Origin of the sequence: Kribbella sp. NPDC004536 (genome assembly GCF_042873835.1) — a bacterium.
In the GTDB taxonomy this organism is placed as follows: domain Bacteria; phylum Actinomycetota; class Actinomycetes; order Propionibacteriales; family Kribbellaceae; genus Kribbella.
This window is the reverse complement of sequence record NZ_JBIALY010000001.1, coordinates 524,179-547,549: the sequence shown is the minus strand read 5'-3', so window position 1 is coordinate 547,549 and position 23,371 is coordinate 524,179. Positions and strand designations below refer to the sequence as shown.

Here is a 23,371-nt window from a genome sequence, read left to right as displayed (position 1 = left end):
GAGTCAAGACTTCAGTTGAACGGATCCAGGATGAGCGCGGCCTGCTGCGGGTTGCCGTCGTGGACGAGGGCCTCGTGGTTGCCGACGTCGTCGAACGCGAACCCGTACGCGCGACCGTCGGTCATCTGTGCGTGGATCGTCTTCGAGTACTGGTTCGTGACAGCGTCCTGGTAGAAGTTCGCGTCGTTGGCATCCGGCTGGTTCGGGTTCGTCAGCAGGGTGGAACGGTTGTAGCCGGCGCACAACGTGCGCGAGATCGGGCCGCGGATCTGATCGTTCGGTGCGTCGAGCAACTTGAAGCAGCCGAAGACGCTGGCGGAGTCCGGTTTCTGGAACGACGTGACCACGGCACCGGCGCTGTTGGTGAAGTTCATGACGCCGCCGGACACCTTGCCGAAGTACTTCGTGTCCGGCTGGTCGCCGAACGGCGTGACGGTCAACGTTTCCGAGCTGTACTTCGACCACACGCGGTTGATGTAGTCGTCCATCGCGCTCGCCGGCAGTGCGCCGGTCTCCACGCCGTACAGCGGAGACAGTGCACGCAGCACGGAACCGTCCGGGGCCGTCTGGATCAGACCGCCCCAGTTCGCGGCACGGAGTCCGTTGTAGACGGCGTTGTACCCGCCGGACTTCAGGTGGCCGGTGGTGCTGGAGTTCACGCTGACGGCGTACGGCGCGGAGAACATGTCCACCTGGGTGCTGTTGATCCACAGACCGCCGTCGTTGAGCGTGTACTCCGACCAGTTGAACAGGATGTTCCGGTTCGGGTCGGACGGGTTCTGTACGGCAGGTTGCACCAGGCCGCCGGTGGTCAGTTTGAAGACGAGCTTCTGGCCGTACGAGAAGTAGACCCGGCCGGAGAACTTCGGCAGCTGGATCGTCACCGACTGACCGTTGGCCGGACCCGCGATCGACGCATCCGGCGCCGGGCTCGGCGGGTCGCCGCCGGCCGGCCAGGCGTGGAAGGTGCCGGAAGCGTCGGCCCAGCCCTGCTGGCCGGTCGCCAGGTTGGTGCCCAGGTTGTAGACGTAGACCGCGTCGCCGCGGCCCGAGTTGTTCGTGATCGTGAACGGGATGGTCGAAGGTACGGCTGCGTCGGCCGGGCGGTCCGGCGCCGCCGACAACACCCCGGCCATGGCGACCGCCGCCGCGACGACAGCGAGCACCCTTCTTGAGTTGCGCATCAGTTTCTCCTCACGTCCGCCTGAGAGAGCGCTCTCATCGTTGCGTGAGCAGGCCACCGACTGTCAACAACTCATCACTGTCGGCTTTCCGACAGCTACTCCGGGCCGCCCTTACCCAGCGATGCCCTCGCCGATGAGGCCGTCGATGGATTCACGGATCAGGTCGGCGTGGCCGGTATGCCGGGCGTACTCCTCGATCAGGTCGACGAGGATGTACCGAAGACTGGGAGAGTCACCGTTGCGGCCCTTCCAGTTCGCGAGCTGGTCGACGCCGCCGGCCGCGAGAACTTCCGCCACCGCGGCGCGGGAGCGCTCGACCGACGCCTCCCACAACGCCATCAGTTCCTCGGGTGAGTCGTCGGCAGCGCTGTGCCACTCCCAGTCGGGGTCGGCGTCCCAGTCCACGGCGTCCCAGGGCGCGCCGTACTCGTTGCCGAGCAGGCGATGGGTGAAGTACTCGTCTTCGACCAGCGCGAGGTGCTTGAGCAGTCCGCCGAGGGTGACCGTCGACGGCGGATGTTGCTTGTTCAAGTCGGCCGAGTCGAGCCCGCCGCACTTCCAGGCGAACGTCCGGCGGTTGCGCTCGAGCGCCCCGATCAACGTGTCGGCCTCGGTGCCGGCGACCGGCGGTCCCGTCAACGGTGTGCTGTTCATGCGGAGCACGCTATCCCTGGTTCCGGACGATCCTCTTCCGGAACCTCTCAACCCGCTTGGGACGGTGGCCAGCGGCGGGTGCTGGGGGACTCGTCCAGCGCGAGGAACTCCGGTGCGGTGAGTGGGCGTACCGATGCCTCGATCGACTCCATCGCGGTCAGCTCGGACTCGGTGACGTGCAGGTCGCGGAGCTTCCGCGCGGTGATGAACACCCGTCGCTCGAACGATCCGACGGTCCCGTTGTACGCCTCGACCGCCGACGTCAGGGATCGCCCGACCCGGCTGAGGTGGTCGCCCATCGTGCTCAGGCGCTCGTACAGCTCCCGCCCGAGCTCGAACACCTGCTGCGCCGACTCGGTCAGCGCCGACTGGTTCCACGCGTACGCCGCCGCGCGCAGCGTCGCGATCAGCGTCGTCGGCGTCGCGAGGATCACCCGGCGCTCGGCCGCGTACTCCAGCAGCGACGGCTCGACGTCGAGCGCCGCGGACAGGAACGACTCTCCCGGCACGAACAGGATCACGAACTCGGGCGACGGCGACAGGCGCGTCCAGTACGCCTTCGAGGCGAGCTGATCCACATGCGTCCGTAGGTGCCGGGCATGCGCCCGCAGCCGGTCCTCGCGGAACGTGGCGTCGTCGGACTCGCTCGCCTCCAGGAACGCGGCCAGCGGCACCTTCGAGTCGACGACCAGGTTCTTGCCCTCGGCAAGCCTCACGACCAGGTCCGGCCGCAGTACGCCGTCCTCGCCGAAGGTCGTCGCCTGCTCGGTGAAGTCGCAGTGCGCGACCATCCCGGCCAGCTCGACCGTCCGGCGCAGATGCAGCTCGCCCCATCGCCCGCGTACCTGCGGTTTCCGCAACGCGGTCGACAGCGACGCGGTCTCCCGGCGCAGCGCCTCGCCGCTCATCCGCACCTCGTTCACCTGCTGATGCAACTGGCTCTGCCAGGCGGCGCGCCCCTGCTCGAGCTGATTCAGCTGTGCATGCAGGCGATCCAGCGCCTCCTTCACCACCGCCTGGCCACCCATCTGCTGCCCGACGCTGGTCCGCTCCTGCGTCAGCTCGACCACCCGGTCCTCGGCCGCATCCCGCTCGGCCGTCACCCGGGCGAGCTGCGCCCCGTCGCGCCCCCGCACCCACAACACCCCGAAGACAGCCCCGAGCAACAGCCCCACCACGAGGAAGAGCAGGACCAGCAACACCGTCGTACCCGTCATGTCACCGATAGTGCACAACCCCACCGACAGTTTTCCCGTGATTGCGGGCAGAGTTCCGGAAAAAGTCCGATTCGGTGCGTCAGCGCTGCTGGCAGTTCATCGCCGGGAAGGTGTAGCCCTGGGCCTTCAGGATCGGCAGGACCTGGTTGAGGGCTGCCACGGTCTGGGCCCGGTTGCCGCCGCCGTCGTGCATCAGGATGATCCGGCCGGACTTGGCGTGCGTCAGGATGTTGTGGACGATCGCGCTGGTACCCGGACGGGCCCAGTCGCGCGGGTCGACGTCCCAGAGCACCTGGACCATGCCGGCCGCCTTGATGTCGGCGCGGACCTTCGCGTTCGTGGCGCCGTACGGCGGGCGGAAGCACGTCGACCGCGGGCCGTCGAAGATCTGGTGGTGGCGCTGCGCCGCGCCCAGCTTGGTCAGCTGCGGGTGGCTGATCGAGTGGCTGCCGATCGTGTTGCCTGCGGCAAGCACCTGGTCACGCAGGCCGGGGTGCTCGTCCTGCATCTGGCCGAGCTCGAAGAAGGTCGCGTGCGCGCCGTACTTCGCCAGCGTCGACAGCACCTGCGGCGTCCAGGTCGGGTCCGGCCCGTCGTCGAAGGTGAAGAACAGCACCTTCTTGCCGGCGGCAACAGAAGTCGTCGGGTTCGGCGGCACCGGCTTGCCCGTGGTCGACACAGTTGAGCTAGGCGTACCGCTCGGAGTGGGAGCACTGGTCGGGGCGCCGGAAGGTGACACGGACGGCTTCGTCGTCGCCGCGGACGCGTGCGGACGGTCCATCTGCGCGACGGCGGACGCCATCATCCAACCACCGATCGCGGCCAGCGCGACCATCGTCGCGACGAATGCAGCGAACTTCCGGCTCATGGCATTTCCCCTTGTATTTCAGGCGGTTCTTCCCCAGTGCTCCCCCTCAGGAGCGCCTCACACCTGTTGAGACGCCTTACCTGTCAGGTTGGTTGGCGTCGGCATGTTGCGGTGAGATCTCGACTGTCGCGGCCACGCCCCGGTGGTACAGCCGGCCTTCGAGCGACTTCACGCTCGCGACCAGTACGAAGGACATGCTGACCAGCAACGACCAGGCGCCGAACTTCGCCGGATGCACGATCCGCCACACACTCACCTGGTCCGGGTAGTTCCACGCGTCCAGGAACGTACCGAAGTTCTCCGCGATCCACAGGAAGAACCCGATCAGCGCGAACGCCAACGCCAGCGGCATCCGGTACCGCCGTACGCCCACGGTGAAGAACACCCAGGTACGGCGCAACACGACGAGCAGGCCGATCGTGATCGGGATCCGCAGGTCCGGAATCCAGTGGTGGGTGAAGAAGTTCGCGTAGATGAGTACCGCGCAGACGGTCGTGAGCAGCGGCCGGTAGTTGCTGACCCGCAGGTCGAACCGGCGCCACGCCTGGCAGATGTAGCTGCCGACCGCCGCGTACATGAACCCGGCGAACAACGGCACCCCGGCGAACTTCGTCACCGCGTCACCCGGGTACTCCCACGAACCCACATGGACCTTGAACAACTCCAGCCCCAGTCCCACCAGGTGGAACCCGAAGATCACCGCGACCTCGCGCCACGTCTCCAACCGGACAGCCCAGAACAGGAACGTCAGGACCAGGCAGTAGATCAGCAGGGCGTCGTACCGCGCGATCGGCAGGTCGACGTACTTCGAGATCGCCAGGCCCGCGAACACGAACCCCGGGAACAGTGACGACAGCACCTCCAGCCACCCGAAACGCAGGAACTGCAGGCAGCCGAACACGAAGCGTGAAGAAGTTCCGGCGCGGTCCGTCCAGGTGGTCACAGACTGGAGACGTTGCTTGCGATCACCTGGTTGGGAGAAATATGAACTGGCTGAGGAGGTGGTGGGGATGGTGGTCTTCGAGACGGATCGGCTGCTCGTCCGTGACTGGACGGACGCGGACGGCGACCGCGTGTTCGACATCTACCGCCGCTGGGAGGTGGCCCGCTGGCTGGGCGCCGAGCCGCGGGTGATGGCGGATCGCGGTGCCGCGTCGAAGGTGATCGAACAGTGGAACGAGCGCAACCGGGAGACGCCGTACGGGGTGTGGGCCGTGGAGGAGCGGGACACCGCGACGGTCGCGGGGACCGTACTGCTGGTGCCGCTGCCCGACCCGTCGGACGGTTCCGCCGGGCGCGGTGAGGTCGAGGTCGGCTGGCACTTCCACCCGGACGCGTGGGGGCGCGGCCTGGCGACGGAGTCGGCGCGGGGCGCGATCGAGCACGGGTTCAAGGCCGGGATCGGTGAGATCTACGCGGTGGTCCGCCCGGACAACGTGGCCTCGCTGGCGGTCTGCAACCGGCTCGGGATGCGCCCCATCGGCCGGACCAAGCGCTGGTACGACGCCGAGCTCGAGGCGTTCCTGATCTGACGGATTGGGGTACTTCGGTCTTCGCCGCGTAACCTTGACGCCCGTGGCACTCACCATCGGAATCGTCGGGCTCCCGAACGCGGGCAAGTCCACCCTGTTCAACGCGCTCACCAAGAACGACGTACTCGCCGCGAACTACCCGTTCGCGACCATCGAGCCGAACGTCGGCGTGGTCGGCGTGCCGGACGCGCGGCTGCCGAAGCTGGCCGAGCTGTACGACTCGCAGAAGGTGATCCCGGCCACCGTGCAGTTCGTCGACATCGCGGGCATCGTCCGCGGCGCGTCCGAGGGCGAGGGGCTCGGCAACAAGTTCCTCAGCCACATCCGCGAGTCCGACGCGATCTGCCAGGTCACCCGGGTGTTCCGCGACGACGACGTCACCCACGTCGACGGCAAGGTGTCGCCGGCCGACGACATCTCCACCATCCAGACCGAGCTGATCCTGGCCGACCTGCAGACCGTCGAGAAGGCGATCCCGCGGCTGGAGAAGGAAGCCCGGCTGAAGAAGGAGAGCGCGGTCGTGCTCGAGGCGGTCCGGGAGGCGCAGAAGCACCTCGAGGCCGGTACGCCGATCATCGCCACGAACGTGGACCGGGACGCGATCCGCGAGCTGATGCTGATGACCGCGAAGCCGTACCTGTACGTCTTCAACTGCGACGCCGACGAACTCGCCGACGCCGACCTCAAGCAGAAGATGCGGGACCTGGTCGCGCCGGCCGAGGCGATCTTCCTGGACGCGAAGTTCGAGGCCGAACTGGTCGAGCTCGGCGACGAGGACGAGGCCCGCGAGATGCTGTCCGAGATGGGCATCGAGGAGCCCGGGCTGGACCTGCTCGCGCGGGTCGGCTTCGACACGCTCGGCCTGCAGACGTACCTGACCGCGGGCCCGAAGGAGTCCCGCGCCTGGACGATCAAGCGCGGCGCCACCGCTCCGGAAGCCGCCGGCGTGATCCACACCGACTTCCAGCGCGGCTTCATCAAGGCCGAGATCGTCTCCTTCGAAGACCTGATGGAAGCCGGCTCCATGACCGCAGCCCGCTCCGCCGGCAAGGTCCGCATGGAAGGCAAGGACTACGTGATGCAGGACGGCGACGTAGTCGAATTCCGCTTCAACGTGTAGCGGATTGGAGCTGTCAGACACGAGCCGCTTACGCCTCAGACGGCTCGGCGGCCCGTAAGGTTTTGCTGTCCGCGCAGATCGCAGACATGACGCAGGCCTGCGACAAAGGCTAAGTCATGTGGTTCCAGCGATGCTGGATGCAGGGTGAGTCAGGTACTCAGGGGAGGGCGCCCGTGGACGTCATCAAGTATGTGTCGGTCGAGAACTTTCGTTCAATCCGATCGCTCATCCTCGACGGACTTGCTAGCTACGTCCCGTTGATGGGCCTCAACAGTGCCGGCAAGTCAAATGTGCTGCGCGCGCTGAACCTGTTCTTCAACAACTATGTGGACGAAGAGCGGGCGAGCCTGCGCCTCTCGAGCGACTATTCGGGCTTTGCTCCGCGGGGAAAGAAACGAACCGTAACGGTCATGGTGGGTTTGTCGCTCAACGGTGACATTCGAGTTCGGGGCGTCGATGAGTTCGAGAAGAGCCACTCGATCCAGGACGTGATCTACATCCGGCGCTCCTGGATGCGCGGCGCAGTTCAAGACTCGGTGGTCGATTCTTTCGAGTTCGGAGCCAGCCCTGAAACGCTCCAAGTTGCCACGTCTGATGAGGCGCTTGTTCTGCAGACCTACATCAGGGCGGTGCGCTTCGTGTATGTGCCAAACCACGCGCGGCCGTCGGAGCTCATCCGTGCAGAACTCGAACCGCTGCGCCCCGACCTCGTTCGTCGCCTTCGCGGGACGAAGGCGTTCAAGGATTCCAACGTTCCAGACTTGATGGCGGCTCTGGTAGGTATGGGGTCCGCAATGTTTGGCGGCGTGTCGACCTCTGTTCAACGTGGTCTACCGTCAACGACGCTGGCCGCCGACCTTCCATCGGATTTCGGCGATCTCGTGTTTTCTGTCGGCGTAAATGCCATTTCGGCAGGAGGAGTTTCGAGAGCGCCGGAGTTCGAGGGGTCGGGTGCCCAGTCGTTCATGCTTCTTCACATCCTGGACCTCGCTGATCGGTCGCGGCGCTCTAGCGATTTTGGCTGGACCCAAGCGAGTGTCTGGGCAATTGAGGAGCCCGAAAGCTTCCTCCACGCCGGCCTTCGTGCCAGGTTCTCCACTGACCTTGCAAACTACGCGCTCGACAGTCGGCGGCAGGTGATAGTGACAACGCACCAAGATGAGTTTGCACGCGTCGCGGAATACGTGTGGACTGCTGAGATGACGGAGGAGGGGACTCAGATCCAACGCCTTGCTGCTCGCGACGCCATTGCAGAAGCGACGCGGCGCGAGATCACGACCTTCAGGCATCCGCTGTTCTCTCACACTGATCAACCGCTCGTCATCGTCGAAGGGCGGTATGATGCAGTGCATCTTCGCGCCGCCCTAACCCATCTCGATGTCCGTATTCGCTGGCGCCTCGTCGCGCCTTCGGAGATCTTCGACGCCGATGCCGGCGGAGACGGCGTCCTTGAATACTTGAAGTACAATTCGCAGGCAATCGCTTCGCGCCCAGATGCGGCGCCAGTGATAGTTCTGAGAGATTGGGAAGACAAGAAGAAGCCTCAGTATGATAAGGCACTCAAGCATCACGAATACTCGACCTGCATCATTGCCGACGGCACGCTCGTCAATCCAGAGTTGGACGAATCGTTTGTTGGAATCGAGCGATACCTCAGTACGGATCTGCTGACAAGCGTGATCCCTATCGAAAGCATTGGGCTTGAGCACGGTGGGGATCACGCACGGAAGAGCATTAAGCGGGACGTTCTGGAGGAATGGAAACCAAAACTTGCCCAGGCAGTTCAAGATGGGGCTGATCCAGGCGAGTACATGCTCGGCCTTGCTCAATGGCTTGACGGCAAGGTCGTTGGCGTTCTGAACGGGATACCCGCAACGAGTTTCTTCTGAGGAAGGTGCCAGCCGTCCCGGTCAGGCGACTCGTTGTCGGTCGGCTGCCCTGATTGGTACGACCGCTGTGACGATCTCTGTTTGGGGATAGCTGTGGAACTGGCGCCCGATGTCGTTGGTCGACATATTGGCCGCGTGGGATGTTTGCGGAGCGGTCTACCTCGCACGGTTCCTCGGTTCGCGCGCACTTGCGGACGGCATCTCCCTTGTGCGCATCGTCCCGGACTGGGGTGCGCCACTACGACACCCGCGCCGAACTTGCGGTCGTTACTGAAGGAACGCCCTGGTGGCGCTAGGAGACCAGGCGTTCTGGTTGGTTGACCTCGGACCAGAGGGTGTCGAGGGAGAGACCCAGGACGTCGGCTATGGCGGCGATGGTGGGGAAGGCGGGGGTGGCTACTCGGCCGGACTCTATTTTGCGGAGGGTTTCGGGGGAGACGCCGGCGTCGAGGGCGGTTTGGAGCATGGAGCGGGTGCCGCGGGCGCGGCGGAGTACGGCGCCGAGGCGTTCGCCGCGCTCGACTTCCGCGGGGGTGAGCGGGAGCCTGACCATGGTCCAATGATAGTACCGGGATAATTTGGCCGGTATAGTTATTGCATGATCGAGATCTTGGACGCCCGTGAGCTGGCGCAGGCGAAGGAGACCGGTGCGCTGGTCGGGGGCATTCTGCAGGACCTGAAGCGCCGGACCGCCGTCGGTACGAACCTGCTGGACATCGACCAGTGGACGAAGTCGCTGATCACCGACGCCGGTGCGCAGTCCTGTTACGTCGACTACGAGGCGTCGTTCGGGCGCGGGCCGTTCGGGCACTACATCTGTACGGCGGTCAACGACGCGGTGCTGCACGGGAAGCCGTCGGACTACCGGCTCGCCGACGGGGACCTGCTGACGCTCGACCTGGCGGTGTCGCTGGGCGGGATCGCGGCGGACGCGGCGATCAGCTTCATCGTTGGTGAGACCCACGCTCCGGAGGACGTCGCGATGATCGACGCGACCCGGCGCGCGCTGGCCGCCGGGATCGAGGCCGCCGTGCCGGGCAACCGGATCGGCGACATCTCCCGCGCGATCGGCACCGTGCTGAGCGCCGCGGGGTATCCGATCAACACCGAGTTCGGCGGCCACGGGATCGGCTCGACCATGCACCAGGACCCGCACGTCGCGAACACGGGCCGCCCCGGCCGCGGTTACCAGCTCCGCCCGGGTCTGCTGCTCGCCCTCGAGCCGTGGGTCATGCAGGACACCGCCGAACTCCTCACGGACGAGGACGGCTGGACCCTCCGCAGCGTCACCGGCTGCCGTACCGCCCACACCGAACACACCATCGCGATCACCCCCGACGGCCCCGAGATCCTCACGAAGGCGTAGGACCGACCGCCGAGTCGTGAGAAGAGGCGCTGATTCGGAGCCGGTTTCCACGACTCGGCGAGGTAGGGTCGAGCCGTTCGCACGACTCGGCGCGAGGGGCTGGGGTCAGGGCTGGTCGTGTGCGGCGGCGATGCGCTCGGCGGCTTCGTGGACCAGGGCGATGAGTTCCGGTGGGGCGATTGCCTGGGCGGCGCCGGCTTGGGCGAGTACGGCGGCCTGGGCCTCGTGGGCGTTTTCGAGGTCGGCGTGGACGATCCACCAGTCGTCGCCGGCCGGGATCATCGGCTGGATCGGGCGGAAGCGGCGGACCGCGTGGTCACGGACCTTGAGGACGATCGGGTAGGACGGCCGGGACGCCTGGAACTCACGCTGCGACTGCGCCCAGTACGTCGCGAGGTCGAAACCGGCAGGCCGTATGAACGCGTCGCCGGTGAGTTCGGCCGAGGTGACACGAGAGAGGCGGTAGGTACGTAGGCGCCCGTCGGTACGGGCTGCCACCAGGTACCACGTACGCGCCTTCGCCACCAGCCCGAGCGGAGCGACGGGGAACGGTTCGGTTCCATCGCCGTAGGTGATGTTGAGGTGGTGTTCTTTCCAGACTGCTTCGCGGCAGAGGTCGAGCCAGCGGGGGGTTTCGCGGCGGTCGTCCCAGCCGGCGTGGTCGATGAGGACGCGTTGGCGGGCGTACTCGGCTTCGCGACGGGTGTTCTCCGGCAGGGCCGCGATCAGCTTGCTGACGGCCTGTTCGCTGGAGGCGTCGAGGCCGAGGTCGGCGAGTACGTGCGCGGTCGCGCCGACGAACACCGACATCACTTCCGACGGCGTCAGCCCGGTCAGCCGGGTGCGGTACCCGGGCAGCAAGGCCCACCCGCCGCCGCGCCCGCGGATCGAGTACACCGGTACGCCCGACACGCTCAGCACCTCGAGGTCGCGCTGGATCGTCCGCGGCGAGACGTCCAGCGCCTGCGAGAGCTGGTCGACCGTCGCCTGACCACGCGTCTGCAGGTGCAGGAGGAGCCTGAGGAGGCGTTCCGCGCGCATCGTCGGAGTATCGCAGGAAAATAAGCCATAGATGGGCGTCTTTTCTTCCTACGGTCGGCGTCATGACTGCTGTCGAGGTGGAGAACCTCTCGATGTCCTACCGCGCCCCGATCCGCAAAGGCGGGCTGCGGGCGGCGTTCCGTTCGCTGGTCCGCCGCGAGTACAAGACCGTCCAGGCGCTCGACGACGTCTCGTTCACGATCGCCCGCGGCGAGGTGGCCGGATTCATCGGACCGAACGGCGCCGGCAAGACGACGACGATGAAGATCCTGTCCGGCATCCTGCATCCGACCGGCGGCGGCGTCCGGGTGCTCGAAGCGGTCCCGTGGCAACGGAAGTCCCCGTTCCTGAAGCGGATCGCCTTCGTCCGCGGCAGCCAGCCGGTCGGTGGATCGCAGGAGCTGACCGTGATGGACTCGCTGGAGTACCAGCGGCTGCTGTACGAGATCCCGCGTCCGCCGTTCCGCAGCACCCTCGCCGAACTCGAAGCGCTCCTCGACCTCGAACCGCTGGTCGAACGGCAGCTCCGCGCGCTCAGCCTCGGCGAACGGATGCGGGTCGGCCTCGCGCTGGCGCTGATCTACCGGCCGGAGGTGCTGTTCCTCGACGAGCCGACGATCGGGCTGGACGTCAGCGCCGCGAGCCTGATCCGCGAGTTCGTGCGGGAGTACGTCGAGCAGACCGGCGCGACCGTACTCCTGACCAGCCACTACATGGCCGACGTCGCGTCGCTGTGTCCGCGGCTGATCCTGATCGACAAGGGCAAGGTCCAGTACGACGGACCGCTGGCGGAACTGTCCGCGCGGCTGTCGCCGTACAAGCTGATCCGGATCTCGACACCGGGTGATCCGTCGGGGTTCGGCGAGGTGGTCGAGAAGGCGGACGGGCAGTGGGTGCTGCGGGTGCCGCGGGACGACGTCGCCGGTACGACCGGACGCCTGCTGCAGGCGTTGGACGTCGTCGACCTCGCCGTCGAGGAGCCACCACTGGAGAAGGTCATCGACCAGGCGTACCGGGGAGGGCTGCGATGAGGACCGCGGTACTGCTCGGGTTCCGGCTACGGCAGGAGGTGCTGGAATGGTCCGGCGCGTGGTGGTTCCTGCTGACGCTCGTCGTGCAGGCGGTGGTCGCGCCGCTGATCGGGCTGTTCGTGTGGTCGGCGGTGTATCCGGACGATCCGGCGATCGGGCGGTACTACGTCGCGGTCGTCCTGGTCACGTTGATGACCGAGTCGTTCGAGCAGCACACGTTCTCCGAAACGATCTACAGCGGTACGTTGAGCCACGAGTTGCTCCGGCCGCAGCCGGTCGTACTTGGCGTCCTCGGCACCAACCTGGCGATCCGCGCCTGGCTGACGTTGCTCGGGGCACCGATCGTGTTGGTCACGGCAATCTCGTTGCGGGTCGGGTTCGACTGGTTGGCGGTGTTGCGTTCGGTGCCGTACTTGGTGCTCGCGGCCGCGCTCGTTTTCCTGTGGACGTTTCTGTTGTCGTTGACGGCGTTCTGGACGGATCGGGTGCACGCGGTGGTCGGATTCGGCAGTCAGGTGATGTTCTTGCTCGGCGGTACTGCGGCGCCGATCGGCGTGCTGCCGGACGGGTGGCGGCGGGTCGCCGAGGTGTTGCCGTTCTACGGGATGAACGGATTGCCGGCCTCGGTCGCGGCCGGGGTGCCTGCGGGCGCATCGCTCGGGTATCAGCTCAGCTGGGTGGTGGTCCTGGTGGGAGTGGTCATGATCCTGTGGCGGGCCGGCGTCCGGCGGTACACGGCGGTGGGATCGTGAAGCTGCTTCGGCTGTTCGGCGCGGGCTTCTCGATGTCGCTGCGCCGGAGTATCGCGTTCCGCGTCAACCTGGTGTTCGATGTTCTGCTGGCGTTCACCGGTCTCGGTACGGCGATCGCGGCCGTGCTGATCGTCTTCACCCGGGCGGACACGCTGGCGGGCTGGTCGAAGGCGCAGTTCCTGGTGCTGATCGGGACGTACCAGTTGATCACCGGGCTGCGGACGACGTTCATCGACCCGAACCTGTCGTGGTTCCCGGAAACCGGGATCCGGAACGGGAAACTCGACGCGTACCTGTTGCAGCCGGCGTCGAGCTTGTTCCTGGCCAGCCTGTCGTTGTCGTCGCCGCTGCAGCTGATCCAGGTCGTCCTCGGCCTCGGCGTACTCGGCTGGGGGATCGCGGATCACGTGCCGACGACGGGCGGTTTCGTGAGCTGGTTCCTGCTGGTGGTCGCAGGGCTGGTGGTCACGTGGGCGTTGAGTGTTCTGCTGGCCTGCCTGGCGTTCTGGGCACCGAAGCTGCAGCTGGACGTCTTCTATCACTCGGCCTGGCAACTCGGCCGCTACCCGACCGACGTCTTCGCCCGCCCGCTCCGCATCCTCCTCACCTACGTATTCCCGATGGCCCTGATCGCGAGTGTCCCCGCCACGGCCCTCCTGCGCGGCCCCCAACTCGGTGTGCTCATCGCCGGAGTCGCGGCGGCCGGCGGCGCGGCAGGGTTGGCGGTGCTCGCGTGGCGCGCCGGGCTGCGGCGGTACAGCGGGGCGACTTCGTGAGGGGTGTACCGAAGGACGGGTAGTGGTCGCCGAATCGGCGATTGGTGCGGCGGTGGTCGCGCTTGAGGTGGGATATGCGTAGACGACTACGTCCCGTCGGTCGGTACGGAAATGGGGTCGCTCGGCGGTGGGCGGAGCGGTTAGCGTCCGGGCTTATGGTTGATGCCTTGTTCGGGGTGCCTCGGTTGGCGGCGGTGTACGACGCGTTGGATCCGGATCGGGGGGATCTGGAGCACTACGCGGCGATGCTCGGTGAGTTCGGCGTACGGCGGGTGCTGGACGTGGGGTGTGGGACGGGGGAGCTGACCTGCCTGCTCGCGAGCCTGGGCGTGGAGGTGACAGGGGTGGATCCGGCCGCGGCGTCGCTGGAGGTTGCTCGGGGCAAGGAATTCGCGGATCGGGTCACGTGGATCCACGGGGACGCGACGACGTTGCCGCCGCTGCAGGTCGAGCTGGCGTTGATGACGGGGAACGTGGCGCAGGTGTTCCTGACCGCGGAGGAGTGGGCGGCGACGGTACGCGGGGTGCACGCGGCGCTCGAACCGGGTGGGCGGTTCGTGTTCGAGACGCGGATCCCGGCGCGCCGCGCGTGGGAGGAGTGGACCCGCGAGCACACCCATCAGGTCCGGCAGATCGGCGACGAGACGGTCGAGGTCTGGACCGAGCTCGTCGCCGTGAAGCTGCCGTACGTCACGTTCCGCGCCACCTACATCTTCTCGTCCGACGGGGCCGTGCTCACGTCGGACTCGACGCTGTGGTTCCGCGAGCGGGATGAGGTCGAGCAGTCGCTGACCGCGGCCGGATTCGCGGTCGACGACGTACGAGGTGCTCCTGATCGGCCGGGCAAGGAGTACGTGTTCGTGGCTAGGAAGCTTTGAGCAGCGCGGTCAGGGTGTGGTGGGCGGTGCGGGACATGACCGGGTTGGTCTCGACGTAGTACCAGAGGCAGCCGATCGCCTGCGCGAACGACCAGCCCATCCCGCGGCGCCACTCGTCGTCGGCACTGCCGAGCGCCGAGCGGAACGCCGTACGCGCAGTCGGGTCGAACAGGTTCCACGCCGGCTGCAGGTCCATTGCGGGATCCGACACCGTGAACATGCCGACGTCGATCACCCCGGCCAACCGGCCGTCCTGTACCAGCAGGTTGCCCGGCATCAGGTCGCGATGGGTCCACGCGTCCGGTTCGGTCCGCGGCGTCGTCCGCAGGTCGGCCCACAACCGGGTGAGCGCGTCCACGTCGATCATCCCGCGACTGCGGTCGAGGCACTCCGCGACCCACTCGTCCTGCGACGGCAGCAGCCCACCGCGCCACTGCCCGTCGAACGTCCGGCCCTCGGTCGGCTGCGCCCGCAGCGCGAGCACGAACCGCGCGAGATCCTCGGCGAACGTGGCCGAGCCGGACACGTCCGCGTCGTACGCGATCGTTCCGTCCACCCAGGTCTGCACCGCCCACGGCAGCGGATACTCCGAGGTCGGCCCTCCGAGAGCGACCGGCTCCGGCGTCGGGTACGGCGACATCGCGCGCAACCGGCGCGCCGCCTCCGCCTCGTCCTCGAGCTCCTTCCGTACCGCCGCCGGATCACCCGGCTGGATCGGAAGCCGCGCGGTGAGATGGTCACCGATCCGGAACACCGCGTTCACCGTGCCGTGCGACGGTACTGCGCGGACCGCGAGCGCGCTCCACTGCGGGAACTGTTCCTTGACGAGCCCTTCGACGAGCTCGACCGTCACATCCAGTTGTCCTTCGTGCATCACGCCGAGCAGTATCCCGGGCGCTCCGCCGGGGCCGCACACGATTTAGACCAGGACTGCAGGGGCGACCCGGGCCGAGCCGATGCCACGATCGGGTTTGCCGAGGCGGAACCTGACTTTGCCCTTCAGCACCGTCCCGGACTCGGCCTGTCCGTCAACCAGCTCCTCGCCGGGGAACAGCGTGAACGTCCACCGCTCGTTGTGCTCGCAGTCCGGCGGTGTCGCGCCACACTGCAGCACCCGCGCGCCCCAGACCTGACGGGTCATCCAGGTCCTGGTGTCCTCTCCGTCCACGACGAACGCGTCCGAGGCGAGCACCTCGTGGTAGCTGCCGAGCGCCGGACCGTACGGCCCGATCACACTCACCACCAGCCGCCAGGCGGCGTCACCAGGCAGCGCGACGCCTGGCGGGAGGCGTTCGTCGAACACGTCCGGGGCCGTCGTCGGACGTACGTCCAGCGGCAGCGGCGCGCGGGTGTCGAGTTTGGACGGGTCCGGGACGAGGAGTGCGCCGTACTCGACCTCGTCGGCGAAGCGGGCCGAGGCGAAGTGCGCGGTCAACGCACGGGTCGCCTGTTCGGTACGGGACCAGGCGAAGGTGTCGCGCAAGTAGTCCGCGGTGATCGCAGGCAGATCGCGTTCGGCGACGAGCGCTGCGAGCGGTTTGGTGTTCCAGGCGGCGACGAGCCGTTCGATGGATGCGGTAGTGAAGTCGGTCATCGCGTCGAACGGTAGTCGGCGGGGCCGACAGTTTCAGTGGGTGGCGAGCGGGCGGGCGCGGTCGGTGGCGAGGCGGAGGGCGAAGACGGCGAGTGCCGTACCGGTCAGGTAGCGGTGGATGCGCATCCAGGTCGGGCGGTGGGACAGGAAGACGGCGACGGAGCCGGCCGTGATCACGAAGACCGCGTTCATCACCACGCCCACGGTCAGCTGGCCGAGGCCGAGGATCAGGCTCTGCAGGCCGAGGTGACCGCGGGACGGGTCGAGGAACTGCGGGAGCAGCGAGATGTAGAGGATCGCGATCTTCGGGTTCAGCAGGCAGGTGAGCAGGCCCATCCCGAACAGCTTGCGCGGGCGGTCCGGTTCGAGCTGCTGGGTCGCGAACACCGACGTGCCGCCCGGGCGGAACGCCTGCCAGGCGAGCCACAGCAGGTACGCCGCGCCGGCCAGCTTCAGCGTCAGGTAGATCTCCGGGACGAGCGCGAACAGGGTCGCGAGGCCGGCGCTTGCCGCCAGCAAGTACGTGAGGAAGCCGAGGCCGACACCGGCCAGCGAGATCAGCCCGGCGCGGCGGCCCTGCGCGATCGAGCGCGAGATCAGGTAGATCATGTTCGGTCCCGGCACGATCACCAGGCCCAGCTCGACCAGCGCGATCCCGAGCAGCGCCTCGTTGCTCACCGGCATGTCGTGTCCCTTCCTCGGCGGTACGGCGAACTTAACAGCGCAGTCCGCCCGCGCCCGTAGGTTTTCCACAGGACGGTATTCGCTCGCGCGCAGCGTTCACCCTCGGTTAGCGTGGGTGCGTACGCCTACGGTTTGAAGGAGACGGTATGAGCGAGAAGTCCAGCGAGCCGGCGGACGATCTGCAGAAGAAGTTCCGGGAAGCGCTCCAGAAGAAGAACGCCGGCAACCACTCGCACCCCGGCAGTGGGGTTCGCGGCCAGGGCGTCGGCGACGCGCACAACGACAAGCAGAAGCGCCAGTTCCGGCGCAAGTCCGGTAGCTGAGGGTCCGCCTAGCTGTCCACCCATCCGATATGAGCCCCGGGTTGCCGCCCGGGGCTCGACCTTTGTCCGGATATTCTCGGCACCGTGAGTGAGCCGCTGCATTTTGTCGTCAAGACGCGGTTGATCGAGGTCGTCGAGCGGCTGGGGGAGGGCGCCGCGCTGCCACCCGAGCGGGTGCTGGCGAAGGACTTCGGGGTATCCCGATGGACCATGCGGCAGGCGATCCGGGAGCTGATCGCGGACGGCCGGCTGCGGGCGCGGCAGGGGCAGGGCACGTTCGTCGCGACGCCGAAGCTGGTGCAGCCGCTGGCGCTGGTCAGCTACACCGAGGCGCTGCGCGCGCAGGGGCACACGCCCGGGCGTGAGGTGGTGACGTTCGACGAGGTGGTCGCGGATGCCGACCTCGCGGAGCAGCTGAAGATCGCCGAGGGGGATGCGGTGCACCGGCTCGAGCGGGTCCTGTTCGCGGACGGGCAGCCGATCGGACTCGAGACGACGTACCTCTCGGTCGCGCGCTTCCCGACACTGCGTGCGGTGCTGGAGCCGACCGGTTCGCTGTACCGCTGCCTGACCGATCAGCTCGGCGTGCAGTTCGGCGAGGGGGAGGAGCTGGTCGAGACCGTGATCGCCACCCCCCGCGAGGCCGAGCTGCTCAAGGCCACACAGTCCCTCCCGATGCTCCTTCTGCACCGCAACAGCCGCGACGTCGCCGGCGATCCCATCGAGGTCGTCCGCTCGCTGTACCGCGGCGACCGGGTCGGCTTCCGCGCGATCCTGCGCCCCTGAGGCGGATCTGGAAGCCATCACAATCGCGCAGCTCGAGGCGTTCCCCGCGGCGACCGCTCGGGGTCGGCGGATTGTGATGGCCTGGCGGTCCGCGTCGCAACTGTTCGCCTGAGGTTTACCCGCTGGACCGGCGTCCCGCATGCTCTCTTCATTGGTCCGGACCAATCTTGGTCTCGACGAGAGGAGCGGATGTGCGGGTGGTTGTGGTGGGCGGAGGCGTGCTGGGCACGTTCCACGCCTGGCAGGCGGTACGGCGTGGGCACCAGGTCGTGCACCTCGAACGCGAATTCGAGGCGCGCGGCGCGAGCGTGCGGAACTTCGGGCTGGTCTGGGTCAGCGGCCGCGCCGACGGCGCCGAGGTGGAACTGGCGCAACGCGCCCGGGATCTGTGGGCCGACGTACCGGGCATCAGCTTCCGGGCCGCCGGATCGCTGACGGTCTGCCGGAGCGAGGCCGAGCTCGCGGTCGCCAAGGAAGCGGCGGCCCGGCCGGACGCGGCGGCGCGCGGGTTTCAGGTCCTCGATGCGGAGCAGGCCCGCGAACGCAACCCCGCGTTGAAGGGCGGCCTGCGGGGTGCGTTGTGGTGTACCCGCGACGCGATCGTCGAGCCGCGCGAGGTCCTGCCCGCGCTCCGAGCGGAGCTGAACAAGTCGAACCGCTACCAGTTCCTCGGCGGACGCGAAGTACGTAACGTCCGCGCCGGCCAGGTCGTCGACGATCACGGCGATGTGCACGCGGGAGACCTCGTCTTCTTGTGTACGGGCGCGTGGAACGGCGGGCTGATCCGTGAGCTGACGGACGAGCTGCCGGTGCGGCGTGTGCGGTTGCAGATGATGCAGACGGCGCCGCTCGGCGACACGCTCACGACCGCGGTCGCGGACGGGGACAGCTTCCGGTACTACCCGGCGTTCAGCGGGCCGGCTGTCGGGGAGCTGCCGGCGCAGGCGGCGGTTGCGGCTGAGCACAAGATGCAGTTGCTGATGGTGCAGCGTACGCACGGTGGGCTGACGATTGGTGACACCCACGAGTACGACGAGCCGTTCGGGTTCGACGTACGGAGTGAGCCGTACGACTACCTGCGTGGGGTGGTCGAAACCATTCTCGGACGGGAACTGCCCGTGATCACCCAGCGATGGGCTGGGGTGTATTCGCAGGCCACCAGCGACGAGGTGGTGGTGCGGCGGGAGGTTGCCGACGGCGTGTATCTCGTCACCGGGCCTGGTGGGCGCGGGATGACGATGGCGCCGGCGATCGCTGAGGCGAGCTTCGAGGCGATCGGCGCTGACCGCTTGGCGACGACCTCCCGTGAAGGAGGCGGCGCATGATTCAGCTGGCTGTGCTTGATATGGCGGGGACGACGGTGGCCGACGACGGGCTGGTCGAGCGGGCCTTCACCGCGGCGATCGGGGCCCAGGGCATCGAGGTGGGGACGCCGCGGTACGACGAGATGATCGCGCATGTCCGCGCCACGATGGGCGAGTCCAAGATCACCGTGTTCCGGTCGCTGCTCGGTGTCGAAGACGCCGCCCAGCGGGCGAATGCGGCGTTCGAGGCAGCGTACGGCGAACTGATCGCCGACGGGCTGGCGCCGATCGACGGGGCCGCCGAGGCGATCCACGAACTCCGGGACGCCGGGATCAAGGTCTGCCTGACCACCGGCTTCTCAGAGACCACGCAACACCGGATCCTGACCGCCCTCGGCTGGCAGCAGCTGGCCGACCTCACTCTCTGCCCGGCACAGGCGGGCCGCGGCAGACCGTACCCGGACATGGTGCTGAAGGCGCTGCTCGAACTGCGCGCCGACGGCGTCCGGAACGTGGCCGTGGCCGGGGACACCGCCTACGACATGACGACCGGGATCCGGGCCGGTGCCGGGATCGTGGCCGGCGTCCTGACCGGTGCCCACGGCAACGAACAGTTGACCGCCGCGGGCGCTACGCACGTACTCGAGTCGGTCCGGGACCTGCCCGGCCTGCTCCTCGATCGAAGGCTGGAGAAGTGAAGGCACTCAAGACCCTGCTCGCCACCACCCTCCTACTGTCCGTCGCCGCCTGTGGCGGGACTGGCGCGGCATCCACCGGGGACGGTGCGAAGAAGACCGTCACCGTCTACACCGCCGACGGACTCGCCGACTGGTACAAGACACGGTTCGACGCGTTCACCCAGAAGACCGGGATCAAGGTCCAGACCGTCGAGGCCGGCTCCGGTGAGGTGGTGTCGCGGCTGCAGAAGGAGAAGTCCAACCCGCAGGCCGACGTCGTCGTCACGCTGCCGCCATTCATCCAGAAGGCGGACAAGGACGGGCTGCTGCAGAAGTACGACGTACCCGGCGCGGACCACGTGAAGGGCCTCAAGGGTGACGACTACGTCACGGTTGTCGACAACTACCTGTGTTTCATCGCGAACGCCCAGGCCGGTACGCCGAAGACGTTCGACGACCTGCTCGACCCGAAGTTCAAGGGCAAGCTGCAGTACTCGACGCCGGGCCAGGCCGGTGACGGTACCGCCGTACTGCTGCTGCTTCAGCACCTGCTCGGCAAGGACGGGGCGCTCGACTACCTGAAGAAGCTGGAAGCCAACAACGTCGGGCCGTCCGCCTCGACCGGCAAGCTGCAGCCGAAGGTCAGTAAGGGCGAGCTGCTGGTCGCGAACGGCGACGTCCAGATGAACGCGGCGTCGATCGCCAACGACAAGTCGGCGTTCAGCATCTTCTTCCCGGCGGCCGCGGGCAAGCGCACGACGCTGGCGCTGCCGTACGTGATGGGGCTCGGAGTGGGGGCGCCGAACGCCGACGGGGGCAAGCAGTTGATGGAGTACCTGCTGTCGACCGATGCGCAGCAGACGATCTCGCAGGACGCGTTCGGGCTGCCGGCGCGGGACGACGTGACGCCGACGGACGCGAACTTCACGTCTGTGCGGAAGGTGACCGACGGGGTCGAGGTGTGGCAGCCGGACTGGACTGCCGTACTGAGCGACCTCGATGCGGATGTCGCGGCGTACACCAAGGCTGTGGGATGACCGTTCAGCTCGAGGACGTCACGGTGCACTTCGGCCGTACGTGCGCGCTGGAAGGACTGGACCTGAGCGTCGCGGCCGGTGAGACGGTCGCGTTGCTCGGGCCCTCCGGGTCCGGGAAGTCGACCGCACTGAAGGCGGTGGCCGGGTTCGTCCGGCCGTCACGTGGGCGGATCCGGCTCGGTGGTCGTGACGTCACCGAGCTGCCGCCGGCGCGGCGGGGGATCGGGGTGGTGGTGCAGAACTACGCGTTGTTCCCGCATCTGCGGGTCTTCGACAACGTTGCGTTCGGGTTGCGTGCCGCACGGAAGAGCCGGTCGGAGGTGGCGGCGCGGGTTGCCGAGATGCTCGAGATGGTGGGGATGACGGCGTACGCGCGGCGTTTTCCGCGGGAGTTGTCGGGTGGGCAGCAGCAGCGGGTCGCTATTGCGCGGGCGTTGGCCGTACGGCCGCCGGTGTTGTTGCTGGACGAACCGTTGGCTGCTTTGGATGCGCAGTTGCGGGCGGACATGCTGGGGGAGCTGCAGAAGTTGCGGCGGGAGGTGCCGGACATTGCGATCGTGTACGTGACCCACGATCAGTCCGAGGCGCTGGCGCTCGCTGATCGGATTGCGGTGATGCGGGACGCTCGGCTCGTTGATGTGGCGCCTGCTGCCGAGTTGTACGCGGCTCCGCCGTCGGCATTTACTGCTTCGTTCCTGGGTGGGGCGAATCTGCTGCCCATCGAAGTGTCCGAAGGATCCGTGAGAGTCGCAGGCCGCGAGATCCCAGGACTGAAAGCAGACCCGGGCAAGAGCCTGTTGTGTATCAGGCCACATGCGATCCGGCTGCAGCCGGCCGGCGGCGCGCCGCCGGGTGGGGTGGGGGTTGAGGTGCGGCTGGTTGGGGGTGTGGTTGGTGTGCAGTGGCGGGGGGATTCCTGGCGGGTGAGTTGTTCGGTGCGGGGGTTGGCGGGGGTGGTGGTGCGGGTTGATGTTTCGGCTGATCTGGCGGTGCCAGAGCTGGGTGCGGCTGTGGTGATGGTGTTGCCGGTGGCGGCGTGCAGTTTGGTGGCGGGGGACTGATGGCTGTCGAGGCGTTGGGGACCGCTCTGGTGGTGGATCGGGGGCGGCGGCGGGACGGGAAGTGGTTGTGGGTGCTGCCGCCGTTGTTGGTGATCCTGGGGCTGGTCGTCTATCCGCTAGTGCTGGTGGCGGTGGAGTCCTTGCCGGCCTGGGGCAGTGTGATGGGGTCGGCCGAGTTTCGCGACGCGTTGGTACGGACCGTACAGATCGCGGTCAGCTCGACGATCGGCTGCATGATCGTCGGCACGTTCCTGGCGGTGGTGATCAGCTTTGTGCCGTTCCCGGGCGCCCGCGTGGTGGCAGGGCTGGTGGACACGATGCTGGCGTTGCCGTCGTTCCTGGTGGCGCTGTCGTTCACCTTCATCTACGGGAGTACGGGCATCCTGCGCGCAGGCGGGTTCCTCACCTCGCCGTGGGCGGTCGTACTCGCGGAGGTCACGTTCTACACCCCGTTCGTCATGAGGCCGTTGCTTGCGGCAATGAGTCGGCTCCCGCGCGCACAGCTCGACGTCGCGGCCAGTCTCGGCGCGGGACCTTGGCGAGTACTGCGGCAGGTCGTACTCCCCGAAGTACGCCCTGCCCTGGTAGCGGGCGGCAGTCTGACGTTGTTGCTGACGCTGAACGAGTTCGGCATCGTGCTGTTCCTCGGCGCGAAGGACACCACCACGTTGCCGATGCTCGTGCACACCAAGGGCATCGTGATGTTCGACTACCCGGGCGCGTGCGTGATCGCCGTCGTCCAAATCGCGCTGTCGCTCGGCCTGTACGCCGTACTGCGGCTGGCGCTCGGAGGAGGTCGTCGTGCTCGTCTGGACTAAGCAGGGCAAGGCCGTCGTCTGGATCGCGTTCGCCATGGTCTTCGGCGTGCTCGTGCTCGCGCCGTTCCTGGTCGTGATCGCGGCGGCGTTCGCCGGCTCGTGGAACGGCGTACTCCCGTCGGACCCGACCACCAGCCACTTCCAACAGGCCCTCTCCGGCGACGAACTCGCCTCGCTGTCGGTCAGCCTGCAGACCGCGTTCATGGGTGGCCTGCTCGCCGTCCTGTTCGGCACGTGGGGGGCGGTGTCGGCCGCGAACACCCGCTTCGCCAAGCTCGCCGACGCGCTGCACCACCTGCCGATCGCCGTACCGTCCGTGGTCGTCGGGCTCGGCCTGCTGGTCGCGTTCTCGCGGCAGCCGGTGCTGCTCAACGGTACGAAGTGGATCGTGGTGATCGCGCACCTCGTCCTGATGGTTGCCTTCAGCTACGGAACCGTGACGGCAGCCTTGCAGCGGATCGATCCGTCGTACGCCGAGGTCGCCGCGTCGCTCGGCGCTTCGCCGGCCCGGGTCCTGTGGCAGGTCCGGCTACCGATGCTGCTGCCCGCGATCACCTCCGCCGCCGGCTTGTCGGTGGCGCTGTCGATGGGCGAGGTCGGCGCGACGATCATGGTCTATCCCGCGTCGTGGCGGACGTTGCCGGTGAGCATCTTCGCGTTGACCGACCGCGGTCAGGCGTTCGTGGCGGCTGCCGAGGCGGTCGTGTTGCTCACGGCAACCGTCGTACTCGTCCTGGTCCTCGACCGGCTCCGCGGGCGGGCCGCGGAACGCTGACCGG

26 protein-coding genes are annotated in these 23,371 nt (G+C 67.5%); 16 read left to right on the top strand and 10 right to left on the bottom strand.

Annotation, left to right across the window (positions count from 1 at the left end):
* Window positions 1-11: 11 nt before the first annotated feature.
* The 5 genes from ACFYRU_RS02580 to ACFYRU_RS02560 form a co-directional block, all read right to left on the bottom strand.
* Window positions 12-1,184: a glycoside hydrolase family 64 protein gene (locus tag ACFYRU_RS02580; protein WP_387652231.1), complete on the bottom strand. Its 1,173-nt coding sequence runs from the start codon at window positions 1,182-1,184 to the stop codon at window positions 12-14.
* A gap of 111 nt (window positions 1,185-1,295) precedes the next feature.
* Entirely contained in the window at window positions 1,296-1,838 is a 543-nt protein-coding gene (locus tag ACFYRU_RS02575) for a DinB family protein (protein WP_387652229.1), read from the bottom strand.
* 47 nt (window positions 1,839-1,885) lie between these two features.
* On the bottom strand, window positions 1,886-3,055 hold the full coding sequence (locus ACFYRU_RS02570; RefSeq protein ID WP_387652227.1) for a DNA recombination protein RmuC: 1,170 nt from the start codon (window positions 3,053-3,055) through the stop codon (window positions 1,886-1,888).
* Between the two features lie 79 nt (window positions 3,056-3,134).
* Window positions 3,135-3,923, bottom strand: a complete 789-nt coding sequence (locus tag ACFYRU_RS02565) for a polysaccharide deacetylase family protein (protein ID WP_387652226.1) — start codon at window positions 3,921-3,923, stop codon at window positions 3,135-3,137.
* Window positions 3,924-3,999: 76 nt separating this feature from the next.
* On the bottom strand, window positions 4,000-4,866 hold the full coding sequence (locus ACFYRU_RS02560) for a DUF817 domain-containing protein (RefSeq protein WP_387652224.1): 867 nt from the start codon (window positions 4,864-4,866) through the stop codon (window positions 4,000-4,002).
* Window positions 4,867-4,933: 67 nt separating this feature from the next.
* Here ACFYRU_RS02560 and ACFYRU_RS02555 point away from each other — a divergent pair, with 67 nt between their 5' ends.
* The 3 genes from ACFYRU_RS02555 to ACFYRU_RS02545 all read left to right on the top strand — a co-directional run bounded on the left by ACFYRU_RS02555 (window position 4,934) and on the right by ACFYRU_RS02545 (window position 8,464).
* Complete coding sequence (locus ACFYRU_RS02555; RefSeq protein WP_387652222.1) at window positions 4,934-5,455, top strand: GNAT family N-acetyltransferase; 522 nt, start codon at window positions 4,934-4,936, stop codon at window positions 5,453-5,455.
* A 43-nt stretch (window positions 5,456-5,498) separates the two neighbouring features.
* On the top strand, window positions 5,499-6,575 hold the full coding sequence (ychF, locus tag ACFYRU_RS02550) for a redox-regulated ATPase YchF (RefSeq protein WP_387652220.1): 1,077 nt from the start codon (window positions 5,499-5,501) through the stop codon (window positions 6,573-6,575).
* Window positions 6,576-6,748: 173 nt separating this feature from the next.
* Window positions 6,749-8,464 carry a hypothetical protein gene (locus ACFYRU_RS02545; protein ID WP_387652218.1) on the top strand — a complete coding sequence of 572 codons (1,716 nt, stop codon included), beginning with the start codon at window positions 6,749-6,751 and terminating at the stop codon, window positions 8,462-8,464.
* A 292-nt stretch (window positions 8,465-8,756) separates the two neighbouring features.
* Here the strand turns inward: ACFYRU_RS02545 and ACFYRU_RS02540 are convergent, their stop codons facing one another.
* Complete coding sequence (locus ACFYRU_RS02540; protein WP_387652216.1) at window positions 8,757-9,017, bottom strand: helix-turn-helix domain-containing protein; 261 nt, start codon at window positions 9,015-9,017, stop codon at window positions 8,757-8,759.
* A gap of 45 nt (window positions 9,018-9,062) precedes the next feature.
* On the opposite strand from ACFYRU_RS02540, the gene map reads away from it, so the two are divergent.
* Window positions 9,063-9,830 carry a type I methionyl aminopeptidase gene (gene map / locus ACFYRU_RS02535; protein ID WP_387652214.1) on the top strand — a complete coding sequence of 256 codons (768 nt, stop codon included), beginning with the start codon at window positions 9,063-9,065 and terminating at the stop codon, window positions 9,828-9,830.
* A gap of 105 nt (window positions 9,831-9,935) precedes the next feature.
* Here the strand turns inward: map and ACFYRU_RS02530 are convergent, their stop codons facing one another.
* Window positions 9,936-10,871, bottom strand: a complete 936-nt coding sequence (locus ACFYRU_RS02530; protein WP_387652212.1) for a helix-turn-helix transcriptional regulator — start codon at window positions 10,869-10,871, stop codon at window positions 9,936-9,938.
* Between the two features lie 62 nt (window positions 10,872-10,933).
* Between ACFYRU_RS02530 and ACFYRU_RS02525 the strand changes: the two genes are divergently transcribed.
* From ACFYRU_RS02525 to ACFYRU_RS02510, 4 genes are all read left to right on the top strand, one after another.
* Complete coding sequence (locus ACFYRU_RS02525) at window positions 10,934-11,902, top strand: ATP-binding cassette domain-containing protein (RefSeq protein ID WP_387652211.1); 969 nt, start codon at window positions 10,934-10,936, stop codon at window positions 11,900-11,902.
* Window positions 11,899-12,654 carry an ABC-2 family transporter protein gene (locus tag ACFYRU_RS02520; protein ID WP_387652209.1) on the top strand — a complete coding sequence of 252 codons (756 nt, stop codon included), beginning with the start codon at window positions 11,899-11,901 and terminating at the stop codon, window positions 12,652-12,654. The genes ACFYRU_RS02525 and ACFYRU_RS02520 overlap by 4 nt, the downstream gene beginning before the upstream one ends.
* The gene (locus ACFYRU_RS02515) at window positions 12,651-13,430 is read left to right on the top strand and encodes an ABC transporter permease (RefSeq protein ID WP_387652207.1); all 780 of its coding nucleotides are present in this window, start codon (window positions 12,651-12,653) and stop codon (window positions 13,428-13,430) included. Before ACFYRU_RS02520 ends, ACFYRU_RS02515 begins: the two co-directional genes overlap by 4 nt.
* Before the next feature lie 155 nt (window positions 13,431-13,585).
* On the top strand, window positions 13,586-14,308 hold the full coding sequence (locus ACFYRU_RS02510) for a class I SAM-dependent methyltransferase (RefSeq protein WP_387652205.1): 723 nt from the start codon (window positions 13,586-13,588) through the stop codon (window positions 14,306-14,308).
* Here ACFYRU_RS02510 and ACFYRU_RS02505 read toward each other — a convergent pair.
* From ACFYRU_RS02505 to ACFYRU_RS02495, 3 genes are read right to left on the bottom strand one after another with little or no spacing between them, the layout of a single operon-like run.
* Window positions 14,295-15,182 (bottom strand): aminoglycoside phosphotransferase family protein, encoded by an 888-nt coding sequence (locus ACFYRU_RS02505; protein WP_387657980.1) that lies wholly within the window; start codon window positions 15,180-15,182, stop codon window positions 14,295-14,297. The genes ACFYRU_RS02510 and ACFYRU_RS02505 overlap by 14 nt on opposite strands.
* Window positions 15,183-15,227: 45 nt before the next feature.
* Window positions 15,228-15,902, bottom strand: a complete 675-nt coding sequence (locus ACFYRU_RS02500; protein ID WP_387652203.1) for a hypothetical protein — start codon at window positions 15,900-15,902, stop codon at window positions 15,228-15,230.
* Window positions 15,903-15,935: 33 nt separating this feature from the next.
* A complete protein-coding gene (locus ACFYRU_RS02495; protein ID WP_387652201.1) occupies window positions 15,936-16,586 on the bottom strand; it encodes a LysE family translocator in 651 nt (216 codons plus the stop codon).
* Window positions 16,587-16,732: 146 nt separating this feature from the next.
* Between ACFYRU_RS02495 and ACFYRU_RS02490 the strand changes: the two genes are divergently transcribed.
* The 8 genes from ACFYRU_RS02490 to ACFYRU_RS02455 all read left to right on the top strand — a co-directional run bounded on the left by ACFYRU_RS02490 (window position 16,733) and on the right by ACFYRU_RS02455 (window position 23,367).
* On the top strand, window positions 16,733-16,909 hold the full coding sequence (locus ACFYRU_RS02490) for a DUF5302 domain-containing protein (RefSeq protein WP_387652199.1): 177 nt from the start codon (window positions 16,733-16,735) through the stop codon (window positions 16,907-16,909).
* Between the two features lie 84 nt (window positions 16,910-16,993).
* Window positions 16,994-17,695, top strand: coding sequence for a GntR family transcriptional regulator (locus ACFYRU_RS02485; protein WP_387652197.1), 702 nt, complete (start codon window positions 16,994-16,996; stop codon window positions 17,693-17,695).
* Between the two features lie 191 nt (window positions 17,696-17,886).
* Window positions 17,887-19,020 (top strand): TIGR03364 family FAD-dependent oxidoreductase, encoded by a 1,134-nt coding sequence (locus tag ACFYRU_RS02480; protein WP_387652195.1) that lies wholly within the window; start codon window positions 17,887-17,889, stop codon window positions 19,018-19,020.
* Window positions 19,017-19,697 carry a phosphonatase-like hydrolase gene (locus ACFYRU_RS02475; protein WP_387652193.1) on the top strand — a complete coding sequence of 227 codons (681 nt, stop codon included), beginning with the start codon at window positions 19,017-19,019 and terminating at the stop codon, window positions 19,695-19,697. Before ACFYRU_RS02480 ends, ACFYRU_RS02475 begins: the two co-directional genes overlap by 4 nt.
* Window positions 19,694-20,713, top strand: a complete 1,020-nt coding sequence (locus ACFYRU_RS02470) for a 2-aminoethylphosphonate ABC transporter substrate-binding protein (RefSeq protein ID WP_387652191.1) — start codon at window positions 19,694-19,696, stop codon at window positions 20,711-20,713. The genes ACFYRU_RS02475 and ACFYRU_RS02470 overlap by 4 nt, the downstream gene beginning before the upstream one ends.
* Window positions 20,710-21,774 carry an ABC transporter ATP-binding protein gene (locus tag ACFYRU_RS02465; protein WP_387652189.1) on the top strand — a complete coding sequence of 355 codons (1,065 nt, stop codon included), beginning with the start codon at window positions 20,710-20,712 and terminating at the stop codon, window positions 21,772-21,774. The genes ACFYRU_RS02470 and ACFYRU_RS02465 overlap by 4 nt, the downstream gene beginning before the upstream one ends.
* Entirely contained in the window at window positions 21,774-22,592 is an 819-nt protein-coding gene (locus tag ACFYRU_RS02460; protein WP_387652187.1) for a 2-aminoethylphosphonate ABC transporter permease subunit, read from the top strand. The genes ACFYRU_RS02465 and ACFYRU_RS02460 overlap by 1 nt, the downstream gene beginning before the upstream one ends.
* Window positions 22,576-23,367, top strand: coding sequence for an ABC transporter permease (locus tag ACFYRU_RS02455; RefSeq protein WP_387652186.1), 792 nt, complete (start codon window positions 22,576-22,578; stop codon window positions 23,365-23,367). Before ACFYRU_RS02460 ends, ACFYRU_RS02455 begins: the two co-directional genes overlap by 17 nt.
* Window positions 23,368-23,371: the final 4 nt, after the last annotated feature.

Coding starts and splice junctions, on each gene's coding strand:
- ACFYRU_RS02580 (WP_387652231.1), bottom strand. CDS start 1,184: ATGCGCAACTCAAGAAGGGTGCTCGCTGTCGTCGCGGCGGCGGTCGCC.
- ACFYRU_RS02575 (WP_387652229.1), bottom strand. CDS start 1,838: ATGAACAGCACACCGTTGACGGGACCGCCGGTCGCCGGCACCGAGGCC.
- ACFYRU_RS02570 (WP_387652227.1), bottom strand. CDS start 3,055: ATGACGGGTACGACGGTGTTGCTGGTCCTGCTCTTCCTCGTGGTGGGG.
- ACFYRU_RS02565 (WP_387652226.1), bottom strand. CDS start 3,923: ATGAGCCGGAAGTTCGCTGCATTCGTCGCGACGATGGTCGCGCTGGCC.
- ACFYRU_RS02555 (WP_387652222.1), top strand. CDS start 4,934: ATGGTGGTCTTCGAGACGGATCGGCTGCTCGTCCGTGACTGGACGGAC.
- ACFYRU_RS02540 (WP_387652216.1), bottom strand. CDS start 9,017: ATGGTCAGGCTCCCGCTCACCCCCGCGGAAGTCGAGCGCGGCGAACGC.
- map (WP_387652214.1), top strand. CDS start 9,063: ATGATCGAGATCTTGGACGCCCGTGAGCTGGCGCAGGCGAAGGAGACC.
- ACFYRU_RS02530 (WP_387652212.1), bottom strand. CDS start 10,871: ATGCGCGCGGAACGCCTCCTCAGGCTCCTCCTGCACCTGCAGACGCGT.
- ACFYRU_RS02525 (WP_387652211.1), top strand. CDS start 10,934: ATGACTGCTGTCGAGGTGGAGAACCTCTCGATGTCCTACCGCGCCCCG.
- ACFYRU_RS02520 (WP_387652209.1), top strand. CDS start 11,899: ATGAGGACCGCGGTACTGCTCGGGTTCCGGCTACGGCAGGAGGTGCTG.
- ACFYRU_RS02510 (WP_387652205.1), top strand. CDS start 13,586: ATGGTTGATGCCTTGTTCGGGGTGCCTCGGTTGGCGGCGGTGTACGAC.
- ACFYRU_RS02505 (WP_387657980.1), bottom strand. CDS start 15,182: ATGCACGAAGGACAACTGGATGTGACGGTCGAGCTCGTCGAAGGGCTC.
- ACFYRU_RS02500 (WP_387652203.1), bottom strand. CDS start 15,902: ATGACCGACTTCACTACCGCATCCATCGAACGGCTCGTCGCCGCCTGG.
- ACFYRU_RS02495 (WP_387652201.1), bottom strand. CDS start 16,586: ATGCCGGTGAGCAACGAGGCGCTGCTCGGGATCGCGCTGGTCGAGCTG.
- ACFYRU_RS02490 (WP_387652199.1), top strand. CDS start 16,733: ATGAGCGAGAAGTCCAGCGAGCCGGCGGACGATCTGCAGAAGAAGTTC.
- ACFYRU_RS02475 (WP_387652193.1), top strand. CDS start 19,017: ATGATTCAGCTGGCTGTGCTTGATATGGCGGGGACGACGGTGGCCGAC.
- ACFYRU_RS02465 (WP_387652189.1), top strand. CDS start 20,710: ATGACCGTTCAGCTCGAGGACGTCACGGTGCACTTCGGCCGTACGTGC.
- ACFYRU_RS02460 (WP_387652187.1), top strand. CDS start 21,774: ATGGCTGTCGAGGCGTTGGGGACCGCTCTGGTGGTGGATCGGGGGCGG.